The 21,026-nt window shown below is 61.7% G+C and carries 23 protein-coding genes; 20 read left to right on the plus strand and 3 right to left on the minus strand.

Annotated elements, in window-relative coordinates; genetic code table 11:
* Positions 1–108: 108 nt before the first annotated feature.
* The 6 genes from fliD (at position 109) to BUE39_RS06340 (ending at position 7,842) form a co-directional block, all read left to right on the plus strand.
* A complete protein-coding gene (gene fliD / locus BUE39_RS06315) occupies positions 109–1,614 on the plus strand; it encodes a flagellar filament capping protein FliD (RefSeq protein WP_073427798.1) in 1,506 nt (501 codons plus the stop codon).
* A gap of 5 nt (positions 1,615–1,619) precedes the next feature.
* Positions 1,620–1,934, plus strand: coding sequence for a flagellar protein FliT (locus BUE39_RS06320; protein ID WP_073427799.1), 315 nt, complete (start codon positions 1,620–1,622; stop codon positions 1,932–1,934).
* A 315-nt stretch (positions 1,935–2,249) separates the two neighbouring features.
* Entirely contained in the window at positions 2,250–4,601 is a 2,352-nt protein-coding gene (locus tag BUE39_RS06325) for an O-linked N-acetylglucosamine transferase family protein (RefSeq protein WP_073427923.1), read from the plus strand.
* A 39-nt stretch (positions 4,602–4,640) separates the two neighbouring features.
* Complete coding sequence (vioA, locus tag BUE39_RS06330) at positions 4,641–5,789, plus strand: dTDP-4-amino-4,6-dideoxy-D-glucose aminotransferase VioA (RefSeq protein WP_073427800.1); 1,149 nt, start codon at positions 4,641–4,643, stop codon at positions 5,787–5,789.
* Positions 5,790–5,819: 30 nt separating this feature from the next.
* Entirely contained in the window at positions 5,820–6,482 is a 663-nt protein-coding gene (locus BUE39_RS06335; RefSeq protein ID WP_073427801.1) for an acetyltransferase, read from the plus strand.
* A gap of 280 nt (positions 6,483–6,762) precedes the next feature.
* Positions 6,763–7,842, plus strand: a complete 1,080-nt coding sequence (locus BUE39_RS06340; protein WP_073427802.1) for an HAD family hydrolase — start codon at positions 6,763–6,765, stop codon at positions 7,840–7,842.
* 122 nt (positions 7,843–7,964) lie between these two features.
* On the opposite strand, the gene BUE39_RS34795 is transcribed toward BUE39_RS06340, so the two are convergent.
* Together BUE39_RS34795 and BUE39_RS34800 are read right to left on the minus strand one after the other, a co-directional pair.
* Positions 7,965–8,372, minus strand: a complete 408-nt coding sequence (locus BUE39_RS34795) for a CesT family type III secretion system chaperone (RefSeq protein WP_073427803.1) — start codon at positions 8,370–8,372, stop codon at positions 7,965–7,967.
* On the minus strand, positions 8,369–9,409 hold the full coding sequence (locus BUE39_RS34800; RefSeq protein WP_159442544.1) for a hypothetical protein: 1,041 nt from the start codon (positions 9,407–9,409) through the stop codon (positions 8,369–8,371). Before BUE39_RS34800 ends, BUE39_RS34795 begins: the two co-directional genes overlap by 4 nt.
* Positions 9,410–10,349: 940 nt before the next feature.
* Here BUE39_RS34800 and BUE39_RS06355 point away from each other — a divergent pair.
* From BUE39_RS06355 to BUE39_RS06420, 14 genes are all read left to right on the plus strand, one after another.
* On the plus strand, positions 10,350–11,648 hold the full coding sequence (locus BUE39_RS06355) for a tyrosine-type recombinase/integrase (RefSeq protein WP_084561363.1): 1,299 nt from the start codon (positions 10,350–10,352) through the stop codon (positions 11,646–11,648).
* Positions 11,645–12,142, plus strand: coding sequence for a hypothetical protein (locus BUE39_RS06360; RefSeq protein ID WP_073427805.1), 498 nt, complete (start codon positions 11,645–11,647; stop codon positions 12,140–12,142). The genes BUE39_RS06355 and BUE39_RS06360 overlap by 4 nt, the downstream gene beginning before the upstream one ends.
* A gap of 141 nt (positions 12,143–12,283) precedes the next feature.
* Positions 12,284–12,493, plus strand: coding sequence for a hypothetical protein (locus BUE39_RS06365; protein ID WP_073427806.1), 210 nt, complete (start codon positions 12,284–12,286; stop codon positions 12,491–12,493).
* Positions 12,490–12,798: a transcriptional coactivator p15/PC4 family protein gene (locus BUE39_RS06370; protein WP_235004819.1), complete on the plus strand. Its 309-nt coding sequence runs from the start codon at positions 12,490–12,492 to the stop codon at positions 12,796–12,798. The genes BUE39_RS06365 and BUE39_RS06370 overlap by 4 nt, the downstream gene beginning before the upstream one ends.
* Positions 12,799–12,969: 171 nt before the next feature.
* Complete coding sequence (locus tag BUE39_RS34805) at positions 12,970–13,236, plus strand: hypothetical protein (protein ID WP_073427807.1); 267 nt, start codon at positions 12,970–12,972, stop codon at positions 13,234–13,236.
* Between the two features lie 162 nt (positions 13,237–13,398).
* Entirely contained in the window at positions 13,399–13,629 is a 231-nt protein-coding gene (locus BUE39_RS06380; RefSeq protein WP_073427808.1) for a hypothetical protein, read from the plus strand.
* Positions 13,626–13,958, plus strand: a complete 333-nt coding sequence (locus BUE39_RS34040) for a hypothetical protein (protein WP_143031910.1) — start codon at positions 13,626–13,628, stop codon at positions 13,956–13,958. Before BUE39_RS06380 ends, BUE39_RS34040 begins: the two co-directional genes overlap by 4 nt.
* Complete coding sequence (locus BUE39_RS06390; RefSeq protein WP_073427810.1) at positions 13,955–14,290, plus strand: hypothetical protein; 336 nt, start codon at positions 13,955–13,957, stop codon at positions 14,288–14,290. The genes BUE39_RS34040 and BUE39_RS06390 overlap by 4 nt, the downstream gene beginning before the upstream one ends.
* Positions 14,287–17,031: a DUF927 domain-containing protein gene (locus BUE39_RS06395; protein WP_084561365.1), complete on the plus strand. Its 2,745-nt coding sequence runs from the start codon at positions 14,287–14,289 to the stop codon at positions 17,029–17,031. The genes BUE39_RS06390 and BUE39_RS06395 overlap by 4 nt, the downstream gene beginning before the upstream one ends.
* Positions 17,032–17,473: 442 nt before the next feature.
* Positions 17,474–17,668 (plus strand): hypothetical protein, encoded by a 195-nt coding sequence (locus BUE39_RS06400; RefSeq protein ID WP_073427811.1) that lies wholly within the window; start codon positions 17,474–17,476, stop codon positions 17,666–17,668.
* An 11-nt stretch (positions 17,669–17,679) separates the two neighbouring features.
* Positions 17,680–18,237, plus strand: coding sequence for a hypothetical protein (locus BUE39_RS06405; protein ID WP_073427812.1), 558 nt, complete (start codon positions 17,680–17,682; stop codon positions 18,235–18,237).
* Positions 18,238–18,390: 153 nt separating this feature from the next.
* A complete protein-coding gene (locus BUE39_RS06410; RefSeq protein WP_073427813.1) occupies positions 18,391–18,696 on the plus strand; it encodes a hypothetical protein in 306 nt (101 codons plus the stop codon).
* Positions 18,696–19,415, plus strand: coding sequence for a hypothetical protein (locus tag BUE39_RS06415; RefSeq protein ID WP_073427814.1), 720 nt, complete (start codon positions 18,696–18,698; stop codon positions 19,413–19,415). Before BUE39_RS06410 ends, BUE39_RS06415 begins: the two co-directional genes overlap by 1 nt.
* A gap of 131 nt (positions 19,416–19,546) precedes the next feature.
* Positions 19,547–20,347: a hypothetical protein gene (locus tag BUE39_RS06420; RefSeq protein ID WP_143031911.1), complete on the plus strand. Its 801-nt coding sequence runs from the start codon at positions 19,547–19,549 to the stop codon at positions 20,345–20,347.
* A 68-nt stretch (positions 20,348–20,415) separates the two neighbouring features.
* Here the strand turns inward: BUE39_RS06420 and BUE39_RS06425 are convergent, their stop codons facing one another.
* The gene (locus tag BUE39_RS06425) at positions 20,416–20,688 is read right to left on the minus strand and encodes a hypothetical protein (protein ID WP_073427816.1); all 273 of its coding nucleotides are present in this window, start codon (positions 20,686–20,688) and stop codon (positions 20,416–20,418) included.
* Between the last annotated feature and the right edge of the window lie 338 nt (positions 20,689–21,026).

Here is a 21,026-nt window from a genome sequence, read left to right on the forward strand (position 1 = left end):
ACCGGTTTCAAGCAACGGGAGGCACGCCTCCCGCTCTGCATTTGCATGACCTAGTGATGTAGCATCGCGCACCACCTAATACAGATTCCCAGACGCCGGAGCCTCTGCATGTCCACGATCTCAACCTCGTCTGCCACAGCAAGCGCCAACGCCGCGCTGCAGTCGGCCGCTCAGTCGATCATCAGTGGTTCGACGGGTAATTCGTCGATGGACGTGTCGTCACTCGTCACGGCACTCGTCAACGCCAAGACCGCGGGACAAACCGCGACGCTGGCGGCGCAACAAAGCAAGGACAACACCACGCTGTCCGCTTACGGCGCACTGAGCTCCGCGCTCGCCGCACTGCAGTCGGGCGTCACGAACCTCGCCAACGGCACCACGCTGTCGTCCTTCGCGGCCACCGCGAGCGGCACCGGGCTAACGGCGACAGCCGGCGTCGGCGCCGTGGCCGGCACCTACTCGGTCGCGGTCACGCAGATCGCCAGCTCGCAGGCATTGTCCTCGGCGGCCTTCGGCACCAGCGCGCAACTGGGCACCGGCACGCTGTCGATCGCGCTCGGCGGCAAGTCGATGGACATCAGCATCGACAACACCAACAACACGCTCTCGGGCATCGCGTCGGCAATCAACGCCAGCAGCAACAACCCCGGTGTCACGGCGACCATCGTGACCGGCACGGACGGCGCCCACCTCGTGCTGCGCGCGGCGAACACCGGCGCGTCGAACGTGATCAACGTGTCGACCAGCAACGTCACGAGCGACAACGGACTTTCGAGCCTCGGCGTGACCTCGACCGCGAGCACCACCGGCGGCCAGTCGTCGATCGTCTCGGCGAATGCCGGCAGCGCCTGGACGCAAAGCGGCTACGCGCAGGACGCGCAGTTCACGGTTGGCGGGATCGCGGCCAGCAGCTCGAGCAACGCCGTGACCGGGGCCATTTCGGGTGTCACGATAAACCTGGCCGCGGCATCCGCGGGGACCACGCAGACGCTGACCATTGCGCAGGACACCGCCTCGCAGAACACCGCGATCACCAATTTCGTGAGCCTCTACAACACTGTCATCGCGACGATGGCCACGCTCACCTCGTACAACGCCGGATCGTCGCAGCAAGGCGCGCTGCTGGGCGACTCCACACTGCAGACGATCAAGAACACGCTGGCGACGATCATTGGCGGCGCGGTCGGCTCGGGCAGCACCGGCGCCACGCTGGCGGCGATCGGCATCACGCTGAAGGACGACCCGGCGGACGGCACGCTGGTGGTCGACAACAACAAGCTGAACACCGCCCTCACGAGCAGCCCGGCTACCGTCGCCACGCTGTTCAACACGACCAACGGTATTGCCGAGCAGTTGAACACGAGCATTACCAACTTCACGAAGACCGGCGGCATTATCGACACGCGCAAGACCGCGCTGAACGCCGACCTCAAGAGCATCACCACGCAGCAAACCGCCCTCGCCGACTACACCACGCAGTTGACGGATCAGTACCAGGCGCAGTTCACCGCCCTGAACACGTTGATGGCGACCATGAACAACAACTCGGCCTACCTGACCGCGCTGTTCGGCGGCAAGGACAGCGCCGGCGCGATGGCCACCAACAAGAGCTAAGCCACATGGACGCGCACGACATGAATCAGACGGAACTGGCCGCACAGGTGCTGTCGATCACACGGGCAATCGAACAGGCCGCGTCGCTCGCCGACTGGCTGGAAGCGGCCCGCCTGACCGAAGCGCGCTCGCCATTGCTGATGCAGCTCACAGCGGACCAGGAACCGGCCGCGCTGGAGATGATCCGCGAGGTTCAGGCCATCGACGCAGCGCTGCTCGCGGACGCGGCAACCACCCAGAACGAACTGCACATCGAGTTCGAAGCGGCGATCGGGCGCACCAGGGCCGCCGGCGAATACCAGCGGGTCGCGCAACTCTGACTCCGCTTGCTGCCCGGCAGCCGCTGCGGGCCGAAGCGATTCAACCGGCTCGCGGGATCGCCCCGCTGGACGGCACCGCAACACCGAACCGCGGCACCGAACCGCGGCACCCGACAATAAGAACCAGGCGCCGAAGTGAGGCGCGCTCTTCCTCAGCCCGCCTCGTGCGGGCTTTTTTCTGCGTTTCGGGCTCCCGCCCACGTTCGCCATACGCCAAACAGGCGGTCTTTTTACCGTCATCTCCGCGCATCGGAAAGGTGCGCCCGGTCGCACAATTTCCTTCATAGACCATTCCGTGCCGAGACCATGACTCTCCTGACCGAGCAGCCGACCGCTGAAACCCTGACGCCCGAGCAACAGCTCGAACATGACATCGCCTTGGTCTTGCAGGCCGCGCTCCAGCTTCATCACAAGGGAGAGTTCGACGACGCCGAAGCGCTGTACAAGGCGATCCTCGAAGCCAAGCCCGCCCATGGCGACGTGCTGTACAACCTCGGCGTGCTTTGCGTGCAGTGCAAGCGTCCCGCCGACGGCCTGCCGTATCTCGAAGCCGCGCTCGGCGGCGCGCCGAATAACGGGCAATTCTGGGTGGCATATATCAACGCGTTGATCGACGCGGGACAGACTCAGGCCGCCTGGCTGGCGCTCGAAATGGGACAGCAACGGGGCTTGAAGGGGCCGGCGGTCAACGGGCTGATTACGCGCATGGCCCATGACGGCGGCGGGTACGCCACCTCCGCGGTCGCTTCCGTGGCTGCCGCGCCCGCGCCGACCGTGCCTGCGGCCGCTGAAGCGGATCAGGAAACCGCGGCCGCGAAAGTCGCGGCGAGCGATACGCGCCGCCCCACCCCGCAAGAGATGAATCGCTTCAACACGCTCTTCAACAAGGGCCACATTTCCGACGCCATCAAACTCGGACGAAGCCTGGCGGAACGATTTCCGGCACATGGTCCGGCATGGCGTTCGCTCGGCATCGCGCTTCATCGCGGCGGCCAGTATGTCGAAGCCATTGCAGCCCTGAAAACCGGCATATCGCTGGGCAGCGACGACGCCGAGGCGCGCAAGGCCGTCGCCGACCTGCTGCGAGTGACCGGTCAGCATGCCGACGCCGAAGCCGAGTGCAGAAAGCTGCTTGCGCTCAATCCCGACTATTCGGAAGGCCATCGTGTGCTCGGGCTCGTACTCTCCGCCCGGGGCGAGCACCGCGAAGCGATCGCCGAGTGCCGCCGCGCGGCCGAGCTGACCCCCGAGTATGGCGAGTCCCACGGCACCCTGGGCGTGGTGCTGCTCGACTACGGCGCCTCGCAAGAGGCGGAATCGAGCTTTCGCCGTGCGCTCGATCTCGAACCCAGGAACGCGATGACGCGCAGCAATTTGCTGTTCAGCATCGCGCACAACCCCGACATCGACACCGAGCAAATTTACGCGGAGCATCGCAAATACGCGCAGGTTCATGAAGCATCGCTGCGCCTGCCCAAGCCGCGCCACACCAACAGCCGCGCGGTGGATCGCACGCTGAAAGTGGGCATCGTCTCCGGCGATCTGTTCCGGCACGCCGTGTCGTCCTATTTGATGCCGGTCATGGAGCCGCTCGCACAAGACGAGGGCCTGGCGCTGCACGTCTACTACAACCACATCGTCGAGGACGACTACACCCAGCGCCTGCGCGGCTATGCGAAGCAATGGCGCAACGTCTCCAGCATGACGGATGAGGCGTTCATCGCCCAGGTTCGCGCCGACAAGATCGACATCCTGATCGACCTGAGCGGGCATACCGGTCGCAACCGGCTGCAGGCGTTCGCCCGCAAGCCCGCGCCGATCCAGGCAAGCTGGATCGGCTACCCGGCGACCACCGGCCTCGACGCCATGGACTACTATCTCAGCGACAGGTTCTTCACGCCGTTCGGCGACATCGAGCGTCAGTTCTCCGAGAAGCTCGTGCATCTCGCGGCGATCGGCCCATTCCAGCCTGAAAAGAACGCGCCGCCGGTCAACATCTTGCCGGCCATGCACAACGGCTACATCACTTTCGGCAGTTTCAACCGCTTGAACAAGCTGCGTCCCGACGTGATCGCCCTATGGGCGAAGCTGCTTCGCGAGCTGCCCACCGCGCGCATGGTGCTCGGTTCGATGTCCGGCGACGACGGCGACGAGAACCTCGTCAACTGGTTCGCCAACGAAGGCATTTCACGCGATCGCCTGAGCTTTCGTCCGCGCTCCACGATTGCGGTCTACCTGCAACAGCACTATCAGGTCGACATTTGTCTCGACACGTTCCCCTACACCGGTTCAACGACCGTTCTGAACTCGTTGTGGATGGGCGTGCCCACGCTGACGATGGCCGGCAAGACCATGGCGAGCCGCGCGGCCGCGGCATGGCTATCGCACTCGGGCCTGCAAGCGTTCGTCGCCGGTAACGCGGATGACTTCGTCGCAAAGGGCGTCGAGCTTGCCGCCGACATCCCGGCGCTCGCCAGCCTGCGCACGTCGTTGCGCGAGCGTTGCATGGCGTCGCCCGCGTTTCAGCCCGAGCGGGTTGCGAACAGCCTTTCGAGCGCGCTTCGCACGATGTGGCGACGCTGGTGCGACGGCCTCGCCCCCGCCGCGTTCAGCGCCGACGGCACTCAACCCGCCAGCAACAACCCGGTCCACGCCACGCCGCGGTAGTCACGCGTGACCCGGACTCAAACCAGCAGTGAGGAAATCATGGGCTCAAGCGCGCCTCTTCGAGCGATCGCGTCACTGGACGACGAACGCATCTATGTCACCCAGCCGCATCTGCCGCCGCTGGCGGAGTTCCTGCCGTACCTCGAAAAGATCTGGGACAGCAAGATCCTCACGAACGGCGGCCCGTTTCATCGGCAACTCGAAAAGGCGCTCTGCGATTACCTCGGGGTCGAGCATCTCGCGCTGTTCGCCAACGGTACGCTGGCCCTCGTGACCGCGCTGCAGGCGCTGCGCATCAACGGCGAAGTCATCACGACGCCCTATTCCTTCGCGGCGACCGCGCATTCGCTTCTGTGGAACGGCATCAAGCCGGTCTTCGTGGATGTCGACCCCGATACGCTCAACCTCGATCCCGTCAAAATCGAGGCTGCCATCACGCCTCAAACGACGGCCATCATGCCGGTGCACTGCTACGGCCATCCTTGCGATGTCGAGGCGATCCAGAAAATCGCCGACAACTACAACCTCAAGGTGATTTACGACGCCGCGCACGCGTTCGGCGTGCGCACCGAGAGCGGCAGCGTGCTCCGTCACGGCGATCTGTCGATCGTCAGTTTCCACGCCACCAAGGTCTTCAACACGTTCGAAGGCGGCGCGATCATTTGTCCGGACGCAAAGACCAAGCAGCGCATCGATCACCTGAAGAACTTCGGTTTCGTGGACGAAGTCACCGTCGTGGCGGCGGGCATCAACGGCAAGATGAGCGAAATCAATGCCGCCTTCGGGCTGCTGCAACTGCAACACGTCGACCAGGCCTTGGCGAAGCGCAAGGCCATCGACGCGCAGTACCGCGAGTTGCTCGCCGGCGTGCCGGGAATCCGCTGCCTGCCGGATACGGGCGAAAAGGTCGCGAACTATGCGTATTTTCCCGTTCAGGTGCTGGACGATTTTCCGATCAGCCGGGACGCGCTGTATGACCGCCTGAAGGAGCACGACATCTATGCGCGCCGCTATTTTTATCCGCTGATTTCCGAGTTTCCGATGTATCGAGGCTTGCCGTCAGCGCACAATGACAATCTGAGCGCGGCAAGCGCGGCTTCAAAACGGATCTTGTGCCTGCCGATCTATCCCGATCTGGATCCGGGGCAGGTCGCGCGAATCGTGAGCATCATTGCCGGCGTGAGATAAACGCGCTCAGTCGATAGCTGGACCTATCCCATGCAAGACATCGTGCTCGTCGGATCTTCAGGCCACGCCAAGGTCGTTATCGATATCGTCGAAAAGGCGGGGCGCTACCGCATCGCCGGCCTGATCGACGGCTTCCGCACGCCGGGTGAGGAGACGCTCGGCTATCCGGTGCTCGGCGGCCCGTCCGATCTGCCCGCCCTGAATGCCCGGTTCGATCTCAAGGGCGCTCTGGTGGCGATCGGGGACAACAGCGTTCGCGCGCGCGTCGCCGCCGAAGTGGCCGCCCTATGCCCGCAATTGCCGTTCGTCACCGCGATCCATCCCGCCGCCAGCGTCGGGAACAACGTGGCCATCGGCGCGGGCACGGTCGTCATGGCAGGCGCCGTCGTCAATCCGTGTTGCCAGGTCGGGCGGTTCTGTATCGTGAACACGAATGCGTCGCTCGATCACGATTGCGTCATGGAGGACTACGCGAGCCTCGCGCCCGGCGTCACTACCGGCGGCAATTGCCGCATCGGCAGCCATGCCGCCGTGAGCATCGGCGCGGTCCTGCGCCATGGGATCACCATTGGCGAGCACAGCGTGGTGGGCGCCGGCTCACTGGTGCTCGGACCCGTGGATGCTTTCTCCATTGCATACGGAACGCCCGCGAGGAAAATCCGCGATCGTCAGCCGGGCGACAAATATCTCTAGCCGCCACCGTGTGCCCCGGCGGATTTCTCATGGCGAACCTGTCGCCTTGCGCCGCGCGATTGAAGTCAACCAATCAGGTTCGTTTGTCGATTTGAATCGGACGGTTCCGGCCAGCTCCCGGCCTGAATGTATTTCGCGCGGCGCCCCTGCCTTGCGCTTCTGCCTTATTCCATTGGCATTTTTTCAGCTAAAAAAATCTCGCCACCGGCTGCAATAACCGCTTTCCGCGATTAGACTGGCGCTCGCTCAAGATCCGATCACCGCTTTCCATGAGGTTTTCATGATTCGCACGATGCACCGGTATTGCGTGGCTTATTGCGTTGCTTTAACCGTTGTGGTCCTTTCAGGTTGCGCCGTCACGCCGCGTCAGAGTGCGAGTGAGTCGCCCGCCGGCGCATCGACGGCCGCCGCGCTCGCATCCTGGAACGACACCGGGACGAAACGCTCGCTCGTCGATTTCGTCACGCTGGTCACCACGCCCGAGTCGAAGGATTTCATCCCGCGCGCGGATCGCATCGCTGTGTTCGACAACGACGGTACGTTGTGGCCGGAGCAGCCCGCGTCGGTGCAACTGGTGTTCGCGCTGCAGCGCGTGAAGACGGCGGCGGCGCGGCATCCCGAATGGAAGCGGCAGGAACCGTTCCGCTCGATCCTCAAAGGCAATCTGAAGAGCGTCGCGGCGAGCGGCGACGCCGGCTCGATGCGCGTACTGGCGGCGGCGCACGCGGGCATGAGCGGCGATCAATTCGCTGCGCTCGTGCATGAATGGCTCGACACCGCGAGCGATCCGCGCTTCGACCGGCCTTACGCCGAGCTCGCATTTCAACCCATGCTCGAGCTGCTCGCCTATCTGCGCGCCAACGGCTTCAAGACCTATCTGGTGACCGGCGGCGACGTCGAGTTTGCCCGCGAGATCGCACAGCGCGTGTATGGCATTCCGCCGGAGCAGGTGATCGGCAGCACCGTCAAGTACAAGTACGGTCAGACCAACGGCGCGGTTTCGCTGACCCGGCTCGCGCAGGTCGACACGCTCGTGGACGGCGCGGCCAAGCCGCTTGCAATCGATCGCGTGATCGGCCGGCGTCCGGTGATTGCATTCGGCAACGCGGACGGCGACATACCGATGCTCGAATGGACCTCGACGGGCGACGGCCCGCGCCTCGCCGCGCTCGTCCATCACACGGACCCGGAGCGGGAATATGCCTATGACCGTGCATCGAAGAGCGGCAAGCTCGACAAGGGTCTCGAGGAAGCCGGCGCGAAAGGCTGGGTCGTCGTGGATATGAAGGATGACTGGAAGACGGTGTTCAGGACGCAGCCCACGGCGGCCACCGCGAGCGCGGGCGCGCCGGTGAGGTAAGACGCAAGCGCAAAAGGCGCCCGCGCTCACCGGCCCGCAGCCATACTGCCGCGGCAAGCGTGATGACATGCCGGTCACCGCTTCGATGCGCGGCGTTCACGGCGTCCAGTGATCGGCGAAGGCTAACGGCGGGGGCCGCTTTCAACAACCTCGTCCTCACGCTCGTCCAGCAGCTCCGCGATCGTGCCGAGCAGGTCGGCCGCGCCGCGCGAGCCGTCGAGCGGGAAGAAGAGCACGTAGTGCAACCGCTCCGACTCCGGATCGAGGCCTACCGCGCCGTCCCATGCCGTCGCGGCATGCAGGTTCGCTTCCAGGGCGAGGCGGTACACCTCTTCGCGCTCGGCCGCTTGCAACTCGCCTAGCTCCACCTGAACGCGGACATGCAGCGGGTCCGTGCGCTCGTCGTAGCGAAGCGATACGACGTGCCCGCTCACGGCGAGTTGTCCGCTTTCGATGAGGTGGGCCGGGTCGCCGAGCCCGGCGATCTTGCAGATGTCGCCGATCAGCGCTGTGTAGTGGGCGTGACTCATCGATTGTTGACTCGCTGCAAGGTTTCCGCTCGGGTGTCTTCGCCGAGTACCGCGATCTTGCCGGGCGCGGGGTCTTTGCCTTGAAGCTGCCGCACAAGGCCTTTTATCTTGCCGGCAAACGATGGCGGTCTCGTCTCGCGATCCAATGCGTGAAAGACTTTCAGCGCCGCGGGTTCGTCTTCGGACGCAAGCTTGTGATCGTTCTTGATTGTGAAGAGAAGCTTGTTCTGCTTCAGCATTTTCTCGGCCATCTCCTTTTCCGTGGCGCCAGCCCGGGGGCTCTTCAATAGCTGCACCGTGTCCCATGCCGCCCCGTTGATCGAGCGTTGCCTATATAGGCGATGCGACTCAGGGCTCTCGGGCGTGTGGCCCTTCAGCTTCGCCGACGCGCGCTGCGGCGCATGGACCGGCCGTGCGACCGGCGACTTCAAGGCATGGCTCTCGTCGTCGATCTCGCGCGTCTCGGCTTGCGGCACGAATTGCACGCGCCGGGTCCGGCTCGGCCCCGCTTTGTCCGGTGACGCGGCAGGCTGCCCGGGACTCGAATGCACCGACTGGATTTCGGGTTCGCGCTCGGGCGACATGTCGTCGTGGCCGATCTCGGATGCGGACTCCGATCCGGTTTCCGATTCGGTTTCCGACTCGGATTCGGGCTGCCACGGCACGTCGTCGTTCTCGACGGGGCCATCCTCGCCGTTCGCCCATGCGTGCAATTGCGCTCGCAGCGTTTCGTCGTCGATGTGCATATGGCCGAAGCGCTGCTCGGCCGATTTAGCTACCGCGGCGCCGACACGAGCCGTGTGGGTTCTGAAAGCCTGTTCATAGGCCGCATCGGGCGGCAGCTTCTCCAGCCGCTGGCGTTCCAGCAGACCGAGCGGCCAGCCATAATCGCGCGGCACGTTCAGCGCGACCGGTGGCTTCGCAGCCTGTCTCGCCTGCTGCGAATCTGGCCGCGCACGCATCGTCAGCCGCCTCGCGAAGCGCCGGACCGCCTTGCCCGCACTGCCGATCGAGTGGGCCAGCGCGGCGCCGTCCACGTTCAGCAACGTGACCGGACGGCGGTTGGATTGTCCGTGTATCGATGTCGCGATAGTGCGGCGTTGAGTGGCATTCGCGCCATTCGCGCTCGTCGGCGCTGGTCCTTGGCCGCCTTTCGTCGCCTGTCGGCGGCTGGGATCGGACGCGGCGTGCGAGCCCTGCGTCGATGAGGCGGTCGGCAATTCGCCAGCACGCGGACGATGAGACGCCGCGCCGGACGGCCGCAATGCCGCGCTCAATCGGCTCAACGGCTGCAGGACTCCATTGCGCGAGCGCGTGCCGCTCGCTCCGGGCTGTTTCGTGTGCGTTTCGCCGTGGGATGTTTGAGACCGGTCGTCGACGGATGCTGGCGCGCGCACGTTGCTGCTGAGTCGGATACCCATGGTGTCCCTCGCTCAATGATGTATTGGGCATAGTAGGGTGGTGGATGGGCGTCGATGGTTCGGAGACGGCGAAGTCGGTGCGCCGGTAGCGAAACGAAGAACCGCGGGCGTTCGGTGGAGGTGGCGGTGTGTTTTGGTGTGTTGCAGCCAGGATAGAGGCAGGTTTGGGGCGGCGGTCTATGTGTTCCAGCTTTGCTGGTGAGCGGGTTCGCTTGTTTTCGGACTGGTGATGTGCGGGGTTCGATACAGCACCAGGCTGAAGGTGGTGATGGGCGGGGGAATGCGGATGCCGTAGGCAATAAAAAAGGGCTTCGCGCGAATCGCGTAAGCCCTTGATAAACAATACTCAGTGGTGCGCCCGGCTGGGATCGAACCAGCAACCCCTGCCTTCGGAGAGTCCTCAAGAGTGTTTTTGGCGTTCGCGAACGTTCCAAACACCCTTTAAACTCAAATAGTTAGTGTTTGTCTGTTCGTCCGAGTAATGGGCTGTTCGGCGCGGGATTTGCCCTACCCTTGCCCTAGGCTATACTTTTGCCCTACTTGCAGGGGCTAAGGCATGGGTCAGAAATTCAAAATCGACCGCGATTTTATGCGGGCAATCAAGCCGACCGGGAAGTATCAGGAATTCGTCGACTCCGCCTTGCCTGGCTTCGTCGTCAAAGTGACGCCGGCGGGCTCAAGTTCGTATACGATTCGCTGGACGAAGCCGGACGGGAAGCAGGGCCGCCGCGTCATCGGCTACTGGCCCGAAAATGATCCAAAGCCAATGCGCGATCTCGCAAAGGTGGAGCTCCGCGACGTTGACAAGCGCGGCGACACTACAGCGGACGTGCTTGAGCGCCGTCGCCGGAAAGCTGAGGCCGAGAAAATCATCGGCACGCCGACACTCGCGACATTCATCAACGACCGCTACGCCGACTGGCTTGCGGCCAACACCCGAAGCAGCGCCGCGACACTCTCGCGTCTGCGCAAGTCATTCTCAGATCACCTTGACAAGCCGCTCGGCGATTTCAATGCGTGGATCATCGAAAAGTGGCGATCCGGGCGCCTCAAAGCCGGATTAGGCGCGGCTACGGTCAATCGCGACCTGTCGGCGCTGCGTGGCCTGTTCTCGCGTGCTCTCGAATGGAGCGTAATCGCCGAGCATCCGATGCGGACGATCAAAGCGCTGCAGGCGCCCAGTGGCAAGGTGCGCTGGCTGTCCGAGGATGAGGAAACCCGCTTAAGAGCCACGCTCGATGTGCGCGAGGAGCGCGAACGGGCCGCACGCGAGAGCGCTAACGCCTGGCGCGAGGCCCGCGGCTACGATGTGATGCCGGACCTGCGCGACGCGGCGTTTATAGACCATCTCAAGCCCGCCGTGCTGCTCTCGATCAACACCGGTTTACGGCAAGGCGAGCTGCTCAAACTCGACTGGCAGCACGTCAATCTGGACCGCGCAATCCTGACGGTGGTCGACGCTTCGGCCAAGTCGGGAAAGCAGCGGCACATTCCGCTCAACGACGAGGCGCTCGCAACGCTGAAGGCGTGGCGCGAACAGTCCCATCAATCTATCGTTTTCGCGAGTGCCGATGGCGGCGTGCGTGTGGACGTCAAGACGGCATGGCAAAAGCTGCTGAAAGACGCAAAGATCACAAACTTCCGATGGCACGACATGCGTCATCACTTCGCGTCGCGGCTGGTTATGGCCGGCGTGGATCTCAACACGGTGCGCGAGCTGCTGGGGCACGCGGACCTGACCATGACTTTGCGGTACGCACACCTTGCGCCTGAGCACCTGTCTGCGGCCGTGGCAAAACTGAACCGTTCGCCCGTCGCAAGCGCCCCTGCGACGAACGTGGAGAAAGAAGCGTGACTGACGATGAAATGCTCGCCGAGCAAAACCGAATCGAAGAGGAATTCGAACGGGCCTATGATGCTCACGCGCTGTTTGGTCCCGTAAACGACGACGATTTTTTGAGTCTGGCGACTCAGATTTTCTGCGCAGCTGCTTTCCAGGACCAAGCGATCACCGGCGTTGCTCAGAAGGCGGCTCGCGCGCTCGCGACGCGCCTTTCTGGCTTCCCGGATGACGCTAAGAAATGGCGCGTAACGTTCCCACCGATGGGCCTGCAAAAAGAGCAAATGCTGACCAAGGCGCAGAAGAAGTCTCGTGCCATTGCTTTCGAGGTGTGCCGGCTAATCCTTGCCGGCGAGCTGATGACGCACGCCACGGCGACGGTGGCGACAAGACGCAAAGTCTCACCGCAAAAAGTCACGGGGGACTACTACAAATACAGAGATCTATTTGTCGACCTACACAGGTCCGCAAATCCAGACGATCCAAACGTTTCTAAATTAGAAGATTGAAATTTAGAAGAAACACAACAATCGAAATTTAGTATAAATCGCGCGGCGAATATACAAATAGGCAGGCACTTGCGGAATAAATAGAGTGTGGATGTCCCGGCCGGACACTGACGAACAACCAGTGTTTTAGGAGCATCCAATATGTCGAAACCTGCCTTTACCGTTGCAGAATTCTGCGAGGCGCACGGCCGCATGTCGCGCACGCTTTTCTATTCGCTCATCAAGAATGGCAAAGGTCCGCGCTTGATGAAGATCGGCCGGAGAACCCTTGTCAGCCAGGAGGCCGCGGCCGATTGGCGCCGCGCGATGGAAAGCGCGTCCTCACATACCAGCGTTGCGGCGGCCGTATGAGCCAAAAAAATAGCGCCCCGCAGGGCGCCACAAAACAAAACCTCATCGGCGCAAATGTTAACACCGACACCGAATACCTGATGCGCTTTCTTGATGCGGTGAAGAACGTCAGCGAGCGTTTGCGCGTCGACGTAAAAACCTACCGCGGCAACACCTACATCGACATTCGCGTGTGGTACGTCGACGCCGGCGGCGAGTATCACCCTTCGAGCAAGGGCGTCATGCTCAAGCCGACCTTGGCGCCCGAGCTGCTGCGCGGCATCGCCCTGGCGGCCCAATCCTTCGATCCGAAGGGGGCTGCCTAATGTTGCACATCGCACTGTGCCACGCTGGAAATGATGGCTTGATGAATCACCCTAGGGGTGATATTGTTCGAAGCACAGGGCTATGCATTCCGCTGTGCCCAACATTCCGCAAGGATCCCTCCATGAAGCCGAAGCTTCGCGTTTCCGCACGCCCATACGAGACAAATTCGAATGAAATATCAGCCACCCAGCAGAGAAACGCTGCGCCAATTGAAGGAGCGCCTTGGGTACACCAACGGACAGATGGCGGACCTGTTCGGGGTATCAACCGGAAGGCAGTTTCACAAATACCTGTCGGACGAGGACAAGCGCGAGATGGGATTTCACGTGCTGATGTACGGCGCCATGCAGTTGGCCTTGATGGCCGGCCCGGTAACGAACATCCAGCAGGTATTCGACGCGGCTCAGTCGATCGGTGCAATGATCGAGATGCAGTAATCACCGCGGACCACTCGCCCGCATACCTCCCGCAAAACCTCACCCAGATCATAAATTGCGCTCTGCGCGCTGCTGCGCTTGAGCCGACGCCGAACGGCGCTATCGACGTTCTCGGCGCTGCACTCGTCCGCCTGGCCGAAATTGCTCGTGCGGAGGTGTCGCATGGCTGATAGCAAGCAAATCGCTATGCGTGCCGATACAGAACTGTCGGCAGCGGCGCAGGCCCTTCGCCACGCGAACGCCCTTTTCGACGCACTCCGTTACCTCATGTCGGCAGGCGATTTGAACCGGGTCGACACTAGTTCCCTCGCGGAGATCGGCGCCGAGCTTGTCGGCACGTACGCAGAACGCGCCGCAGGCGAAGCAGAGTTCTTTGAAGGAGCTGCACGGTGAACACGTCCAGCGAAAACTCGATTCTCAGCGTAACCGCCTTGCACCGCTTAATTGACAACGCAGCCGGTGAATTGGCAGTTGCCGAAGAAGTGCTTATTGACCTGTGCGCACTCTTTGAAGCGATCGTCGCAGCGACCAAGGGCCACGAACTGGCGCATCGACTTGCCGCCCTCGGTGTTCGAACGGCGGATGAATATCGCGAATCTTTCGAAGGATCGAAAGAAACGTACAACCATCACAGCCGCAAAATCATCGACGCTACAAACCCGGGCTCAGGTGAACGTCCGTGCATCTGCGGCGCGGAGCACTCCGCACGGGAGTTCGCATGACCCATCACCATGACTTGGGCGTACCCGTCGGCGATGGCGAATACGCGAGCCCAGCGAAGTTCCTGCTGATGTCCGCATTTCTAGTGTACGAGGCCAAGAAAGCCGGCAGCGATGTTCGCCTCGCAGCGCGCAACATCCTCGACGAGATTTTCGAGTCGGCAAAGGCTGGCGGCTTCATGAAAGGAGAGATCCTCGAAACGCTGATGTCGAGGTGCGAGAAGTCGCAGCGCGTATGGACCCTCGCCGTTGAGGCGACGGAAGCAATCGGCGATACGGAGGCGTTCATGTCTGCCTTGCGGCGCGCTGGAATTCGGACGGAGGGCGTTGAGTGAACGCGATCATTGACGACCACCAGCGAATCAGGGATGCGCTTTCGTTCATCCCTCCGACCATCGAACGCGAACAGTGGTTTCGCGTCGGCGCTGCGATCAAGCACGAAATGGGAGCCGACGGCTTCGAGCTATTCGATACCTGGAGCCGTGGCGACCCCGCCTACATCGAGGCGGATACGCACGACACATGGCGCTCGATTCAGGCCGGCCGGGGTATTACCGGGGCCACGCTGTTCGCCATAGCGAAGGAATACGGCTTTGACCCTCGCTCGCATAAAGCGATGGTGATCGACCCGGCAGAGATGGAGCGCCGCCGTACCGAGCGCGCCGCTCGCGCAAAGCGCGACGCAGAAGCGCGCGTAAAGCAGCACAAGCAGGCGGCGACGCTAGCCGCGGTCATTCTGAAAAAGACCAAGCCGGCTCGCGATGATCATCCGTATCTGATGCGCAAGGGGCTCGCCGCGATCTCCACATTGCGCGAGATCGATGTCGACCGCCTTCAGGCTTTGATCGGATACAAACCGCAGTCCGGTGGCGACGCTCTGACCGGCCGGATTCTTATCGCGCCGGTAACCATCGGCGCCGCCGTTACCACGGTTGAGATGATCGACGAGACGGGCCGCAAGTCGGCGTTAGCGGGCGGCGAGAAAGCCGGCGGCGCGTGGATCGCGTCGACGCCGGTTAAGACCGCCACGCGATACCTGATTGCGGAGGGCGTGGCGACAACGCTATCGGCGCACGTTTGCACGGGTATTCCGGCCGTTGCAGCGCTGTCGTCCGGCAACCTGATGAAAGTCGCAACGAAGCTGCGCGCACTTCATCCGGACGTTGAAATCATCATCTTGGGTGACTTGGGCAACGGGCAGCAAAAGGCAGTCGAGGCCGCCAAGGCAATCGGTGGCAGGCTGGCTCTGCCGGCATTCGGCGACGATCGACAGAATGATCAAACAGACTTTAACGACATGCACCTGCTGCTCGGGGCTGACGCCGTGAAGGACCGCATTGATGCGGCAGAAGTGCCGGTTGATCCGGCGCATGAACGGAACGCGCCGGCCAGTATGTCCGACGGCTGTGTTCCAAAGGGATTCACGGTTTTTCCCTATCGCGGCGTCTTCTATGAGGAGGATGACGGGACACCCCACTGGATCTGCTCGACGCTGCACGTCCGCGCGCTGGTGCGCGACCGGGCATCTGAAAACTGGGGGCGCCTGCTGGAATGGCAAGACGCCGACGGCCATCCGCACGTTTGGGCGATGCCGATGGAGATGCTTCGATCCGACGGCGCGGACATGCGCGGCGAGCTGGCGCGGCTCGGGCTCGACATCGCACCAGGCAACAAGGCACGCAATAAACTGACCGAGTACGTGACGACGGCGAAGCCGCAAGCTCGGGGGCGATGCGTTACACGCACCGGGTGGCATGCCGGCGCATTCGTGTTTCCGGACCGGACGATTGGCGAGTCGAAGGAGCGGGTCATTTTTCAGGCTGAGTCCGTAATGCGTGCGTACTCGCAGGCCGGCACGCTCGATGACTGGAAACAGAATGTCGCGCGTCTCTGCTCCGGTAATTCCCGGCTGCTGCTTGCTGTCTCCACAGCGTTCGCCGGCATGATGCTCAGTTACTCAGGTCAGGAGTCTGGCGGCTTGAACATCGTAGGCAACTCGTCGACCGGCAAGACGACAGCGCTCCGGGCGGCGTGTAGCGTTTTCGGTCCGCCGGAATACATGCAACGGTGGCGAGCCACGTCGAACGGGCTCGAGGGACTGGCGGCGCTGCACAACGATACGTTGCTGGTGCTCGACGAGCTCGCGCAAGTCGATCCTCGCGAGGCGGGCGAAATTGCCTACATGCTGGCAAACGGTAGTGGGAAGGCGCGGGCTGGGCGCACCGGAGCTGCGCGAACGCGGCAGACATGGCGCCTGCTGTTCCTGTCCGCCGGCGAGATCGGCCTCGCCCAGCACATGCAAGCCGGCGGGAAGACGGCGAAGGCGGGTCAGGAGGTCCGACTGGTCGAGATTCCCGCTGATGCCGGCGCGGGTTTCGGGCTCTTCGAAACGCTTCACGGTTTGACGGGCGGCGCGGAACTCTCGTCGACCATCAACGATGCATGCACGCGAAGCTACGGTACGGCCGCGATTGAATTCCTGACGGCGGTGACCGCAGAGCCCGGCATCATCGAGCAATGGCTCAAGACGCAGACTGCCGAATTTCTCGCGGCGAACCTGCCGGCGGATGCAAACGGGCAGGCTCACCGCGTCTGCCAGCGGCTCGCCCTGATCGGGCTTGCTGGGGAGTATGCGACCAACCGCGGCATCACCGGATGGACGGACGGAGAAGCCTTGCAGGCAGCGGCGAAGTGCTTCTCTGCATGGCTGGAAAACCGTGGCGGCGCCGGCAATCAGGAGCGCGCAAACGTGCTGGCAGCCGTCAAAGCGTTCTTCGAGTCGCATGAGGAATCGCGCTTCACCGACCTGGCGGCCATCAGCGATCGACCAACCATCAATCGGGCTGGTTACAAACGCTCCACCGATGGGACGGTGGAGTACCTGGTATTTCCGGAGGTATTCAAACGCGAGGTATGCGCCGGACACGACCCGAAAGCGGCGGCCAAGATGCTGATTGAAGCCGGATGGTTGAAGCCTGCATCCAACGGATGGGCTCAGAGAGCGGAGCGACTTCCGGGTAAAGGACCGACGAAGGTGTACGTCTTCACCTCTTCCATCTGGGAGGCGGCGCAATGATTTTCTTCCAGACACTCTCAAAAACGCGGTTACAACGGTTACGCGGTTACATGAGTCGCGAAACCCTTACTGCAGAGGCGTTTCGGCGTAACCACAACTCTGTAACCGCAACGCATCGTAACCGCAGCGCGAGAAGCATTGAGCATCTGTGTAACCGCAGTCGCGGTTACGGCGCCTCCCGGTTACGTTCGATCGGTTACGCGCAAACCCTTGCTGCACAAGCCTTTCACGGGAGCGTAACCGTAGTAACCGCAGTAACCGCGAAAAATGGCGATGCTCGCGGCGCTACTTGCATGCAGGTTTAACAGGTAAGCATCGAGCAAGCCTCGGCGGGACACCGCCAGATGTAAGCCGTGATGGCAGTTGCAGCGATCGAAATCAATGCACCCAGCATAGCCCTAAGTAGTACTAACGTGGCACAAGGCCACATTTGAGGAAACAGATGAAAGACGACACAACCAAGGCCGGAATCATCGGCCGACCGATGGGAATGCCGCGCAAGGTGCTCGAGCAGATGGGGAAGACCAACCCCGCGGCGAAGGCGGTGAGCGCACTGATGAACGGCAGCACAAGCCTTGACGAAAAGCGCCGGATCGTTCGCCGGATGCAGATGGACAACCTGAATAACGAGAAGTGAGGAAACAGACAATGCAGACCATTTACGAACTTTCGCCCGAGTACAAAGAAGCGTTCGATACAGTCAACAAGATGCGTGCGCGCATCGATGAGCTGAACCAGCTGGAGGGCGTCCAGCGGACCGCCCTCGCCGAGGGTCCCGTCAAAGTTCAACATGCGGCGACGCCGCGCGAGCTGGCGTTGAAAGTCATGAACGGCGAGACCGCAGACAATTCGCAGCGCGACGAATTCGAAAAGATGCGCACGGACCACGCTAAGACCAAGGCCGACATGGAGATTCTTCAGCGCGGCGTGACGCCGCACCACGAAGCTATGTTGATCTTGCGTGAACGCGTTAGCTCCAAGCGCATGAAGCAGGAGGACGTTCGCCGCGCGACAGAGAAGGTCGCCAAGGCAGCCCTTCAGATGGCGGCGGCGCAAAAGGAGATGGCCAATCTTTGCCGCGATTTGACGGCCGCCGGCTTTCAGGACTTCAGTGAATCCATGCTGTTCAGCGTCGAGCCCTATGTGACTGTGCCCGACGCCCTGGAGGTGTACGCGAAGCGCATTACCGGCGTCGCCTCGGCGTAGCGCACCGCGCTTTCTGATCGGCGGCTCGCGATGCTTGATGTCGCGCACGCCGTCGCTCCATACGGCTCGATCGCCGCCAGCGCGCTGCGATCGGATTCACTCCCATCCAGTCCGTCCTGAATTTCAGGCCGGACAATTTCACCGAGGGTAATCATGCCCGCAGGACTTCAAATATGGGATGCGTCAGGGAACCTGGTGCTTGACGGCACGCATCGCTTGGGCCGCATCAAGGGCAGTCACTACCTTGATGGCAATTCTGGCAATATCTCGATGGATTTATCCGACGGCACGCCGTTCTGGTCGTTCCAGCCGGACTTCCTCTTCGCGCACATCAACGGTAATTCACCGGTGCCCGTGGTCAGCATTTCGTCGACGGGCGTTGTGTGGACGTACACGTCCCCGCCATCGCAGAGCTACATCTACCCGATTACTGGCAACCTTTACTGGGGGTGCTACTGATGACTGCCGGTTTTCAGGCCTTCACCGATACCGGCGTTGTCCAGATCGACGGAATGACGCCGAACTACCAACTCATTGCAACGCTGGTTCAGGTAACGCAACAGGAGAGCATCCCCACCGTTTTCAACAACGTAAACACCCAGTTTTACGGGACGTTCTGGCATACGAAGTTCACGTTCAACGCGAGCAGTCCGTTTTTTGCGTTCAGGGCAGACGGCGGCGTGTTGGCCACGCCGTGGAAGTTTTCAAAATCCCAAGGCGGAAACACCTTTACCGCGGAATTCGTATCGGTTAGTCAGGCGACAATTCGCCTGTACATATTTGACCAGGTCCCGGTCACCAGTAGCAGGTTCGGTCTCCAAGTGTTCGATGCGGCAGGCGCTTTGATAGCTGACGCCGCCGTTCCGTTCGCGCGCATCATCGATGTTATCGAGGGTCAGTATCAGCCCGGCTCCGGATGGCAGGCCGTTGGGAATTCGATACCGGGACCAAATACGCAATCCAAGTCGTACGGCGTGCCGGTTGCATTCGGAGGTGCCCTTGCCGCGCATTTCTTTCTCAATACAAGCCCGTTCATCCTGTCGGCGTTCGGTGCGAACGGCGGCGCGATCAGTTGGGAATTTCACCAGTACATTGGCAATAACAGCGGGACTTTCGTCGGCTTTGCCGAAGCAACCCGGTATCGATTCATGGTGCTCGATATGACCGGCATTCCATAAGAGGCAAATACGGCGCGGCGGGCCGGGTCGCGCCGAATGCGCGGTGATGAGCGACAAAACTCGCGCGAGCGAAAGGGCCTGTAAACTTTAAGCGCGGGAAAGAATTAACAAGTCTGATACGGGGGCAAACGATGGTCAAAACAATTGCAGCATTAGCTTTTGCGACACTGGGTCTCGCTGCGTGCGGAGGCGGAGGAGATAGCGGCGCGGCACCGGTCGCAAAAACGATGAAGCTGTCGCTTTATGGTCAACCCTTCACGAAGAGCGGCACAGTGTCCCATGCCCAATGGGTGGCGAGAGCGGACACGCCGTCGAGCGACGCTGCGGCGACGGTTCAAACGTTGCAGGAAGCTCTGACAGCACGCGGCGTACCGGCGACCATTACCGCGCAGGTGATGGACGGGACGACGTTGCATCAAATTGTGATGGGGGAAAACAACGGCCTGCCGCCGACGCCTGACCAGTTCAAAACGGATCCGAGCGAGTACCTGATCGTCAATTTCCAGCTCGACGATATGGTGACGCCCTGGAGTGACCCGGCTCAAGGGGCCGCCGTTTCTCAGTTCGGGCACGACCTTGCTGTATTCACCCAGCGGGCGTCAGTGAGCGGCAAGTTAGTGTACGCCGTTCAACCCATCCAGACGTGCGACGTGCCTAACGGCGGCGGCGCTGCATTTGGTCTCATATCGGCCATTGCAGACGCGAAGAGCCATTCAAACCTCAACACCATGGGATCAATTCCGTTCGGGGTTTCCTTTGGCGGCTCTCAAGGAAATCCGATTCCGAGTCCGGATCTCGCCCACCTCGGCCCGGACTGCCGGACACCGGATGCATATCTGTTAAACATGCGCACGAATGCGATCGCCGATTACATCGCGGCCCTGTACAAGGAGACGGCGGCAACTCCAGTGCTGCAAGCGGCGCATCGGTGAGCGGAATCTAGGGACCAAAAACGCATGAATAAAAGCCCGCACGGTTCGCGCCGCGCGGGCTTTATGCCTTACGACGCCAGTTTCGCGCAAGTCTTCGGCTTATCCGTGGTGCTGCGGGACTGGTCAAGGGCATCATGACCAGCCCACGTAAGGCGTACTTTTTCTCCATCGCGGGCAACGAAGCCGCGATCGATGGCAAGCTTCGTGTGGTATTCGATGGCTCCCTCGGGGGCTCCGTCATCTCCGATGGCCGCCTCAATCTCGAAGATCAGCATCGCCGCGCTATCCGAAGACTCAAGAGTCTCAAGAATTTCTGAGATAACGGACTCAAGTCGCTTCATTTTTATAGGTCTCTCTCAACAAAAGGAACCGGTAGGATACCGCGCTTCTCTACCGACATCGAAGCGCCAGTAACTTCAAAGCCGTCAATCAGAGAAGAGCGCCTCTCGGTTCAGAACGCTCGCGACGAATATCAAGACACGTGAGGGTTCGCAATGAGTCGCAAGCTCGCAACGCGGAAGCCACGCAGACGCAGATGGCGTGTGATCTGCCGGACACCCAATGGACGCTAATGCACCTGAGCCTCCGTTCGCAGTCAATTCGCAATATTTACGCGATCTCGGCGTCAGCGGACGGGATGGGCTAGGATGCGCAAGCATGGCGGAATCTCGTCAAGCAA

The organism is Paraburkholderia terricola (assembly GCF_900142195.1).
GTDB classification, from domain to species: domain Bacteria; phylum Pseudomonadota; class Gammaproteobacteria; order Burkholderiales; family Burkholderiaceae; genus Paraburkholderia; species Paraburkholderia terricola.

Coding starts and splice junctions, on each gene's coding strand:
- fliD (WP_073427798.1), top strand. CDS start 109: ATGTCCACGATCTCAACCTCGTCTGCCACAGCAAGCGCCAACGCCGCG.
- BUE39_RS06320 (WP_073427799.1), top strand. CDS start 1,620: ATGGACGCGCACGACATGAATCAGACGGAACTGGCCGCACAGGTGCTG.
- vioA (WP_073427800.1), top strand. CDS start 4,641: ATGGGCTCAAGCGCGCCTCTTCGAGCGATCGCGTCACTGGACGACGAA.
- BUE39_RS06335 (WP_073427801.1), top strand. CDS start 5,820: ATGCAAGACATCGTGCTCGTCGGATCTTCAGGCCACGCCAAGGTCGTT.
- BUE39_RS06340 (WP_073427802.1), top strand. CDS start 6,763: ATGATTCGCACGATGCACCGGTATTGCGTGGCTTATTGCGTTGCTTTA.
- BUE39_RS34795 (WP_073427803.1), bottom strand. CDS start 8,372: ATGAGTCACGCCCACTACACAGCGCTGATCGGCGACATCTGCAAGATC.
- BUE39_RS06355 (WP_084561363.1), top strand. CDS start 10,350: ATGGGTCAGAAATTCAAAATCGACCGCGATTTTATGCGGGCAATCAAG.
- BUE39_RS06365 (WP_073427806.1), top strand. CDS start 12,284: ATGTCGAAACCTGCCTTTACCGTTGCAGAATTCTGCGAGGCGCACGGC.
- BUE39_RS06370 (WP_235004819.1), top strand. CDS start 12,490: ATGAGCCAAAAAAATAGCGCCCCGCAGGGCGCCACAAAACAAAACCTC.
- BUE39_RS34805 (WP_073427807.1), top strand. CDS start 12,970: ATGAAATATCAGCCACCCAGCAGAGAAACGCTGCGCCAATTGAAGGAG.
- BUE39_RS06380 (WP_073427808.1), top strand. CDS start 13,399: ATGGCTGATAGCAAGCAAATCGCTATGCGTGCCGATACAGAACTGTCG.
- BUE39_RS06390 (WP_073427810.1), top strand. CDS start 13,955: ATGACCCATCACCATGACTTGGGCGTACCCGTCGGCGATGGCGAATAC.
- BUE39_RS06400 (WP_073427811.1), top strand. CDS start 17,474: ATGAAAGACGACACAACCAAGGCCGGAATCATCGGCCGACCGATGGGA.
- BUE39_RS06405 (WP_073427812.1), top strand. CDS start 17,680: ATGCAGACCATTTACGAACTTTCGCCCGAGTACAAAGAAGCGTTCGAT.
- BUE39_RS06410 (WP_073427813.1), top strand. CDS start 18,391: ATGCCCGCAGGACTTCAAATATGGGATGCGTCAGGGAACCTGGTGCTT.
- BUE39_RS06415 (WP_073427814.1), top strand. CDS start 18,696: ATGACTGCCGGTTTTCAGGCCTTCACCGATACCGGCGTTGTCCAGATC.
- BUE39_RS06420 (WP_143031911.1), top strand. CDS start 19,547: ATGGTCAAAACAATTGCAGCATTAGCTTTTGCGACACTGGGTCTCGCT.
- BUE39_RS06425 (WP_073427816.1), bottom strand. CDS start 20,688: ATGAAGCGACTTGAGTCCGTTATCTCAGAAATTCTTGAGACTCTTGAG.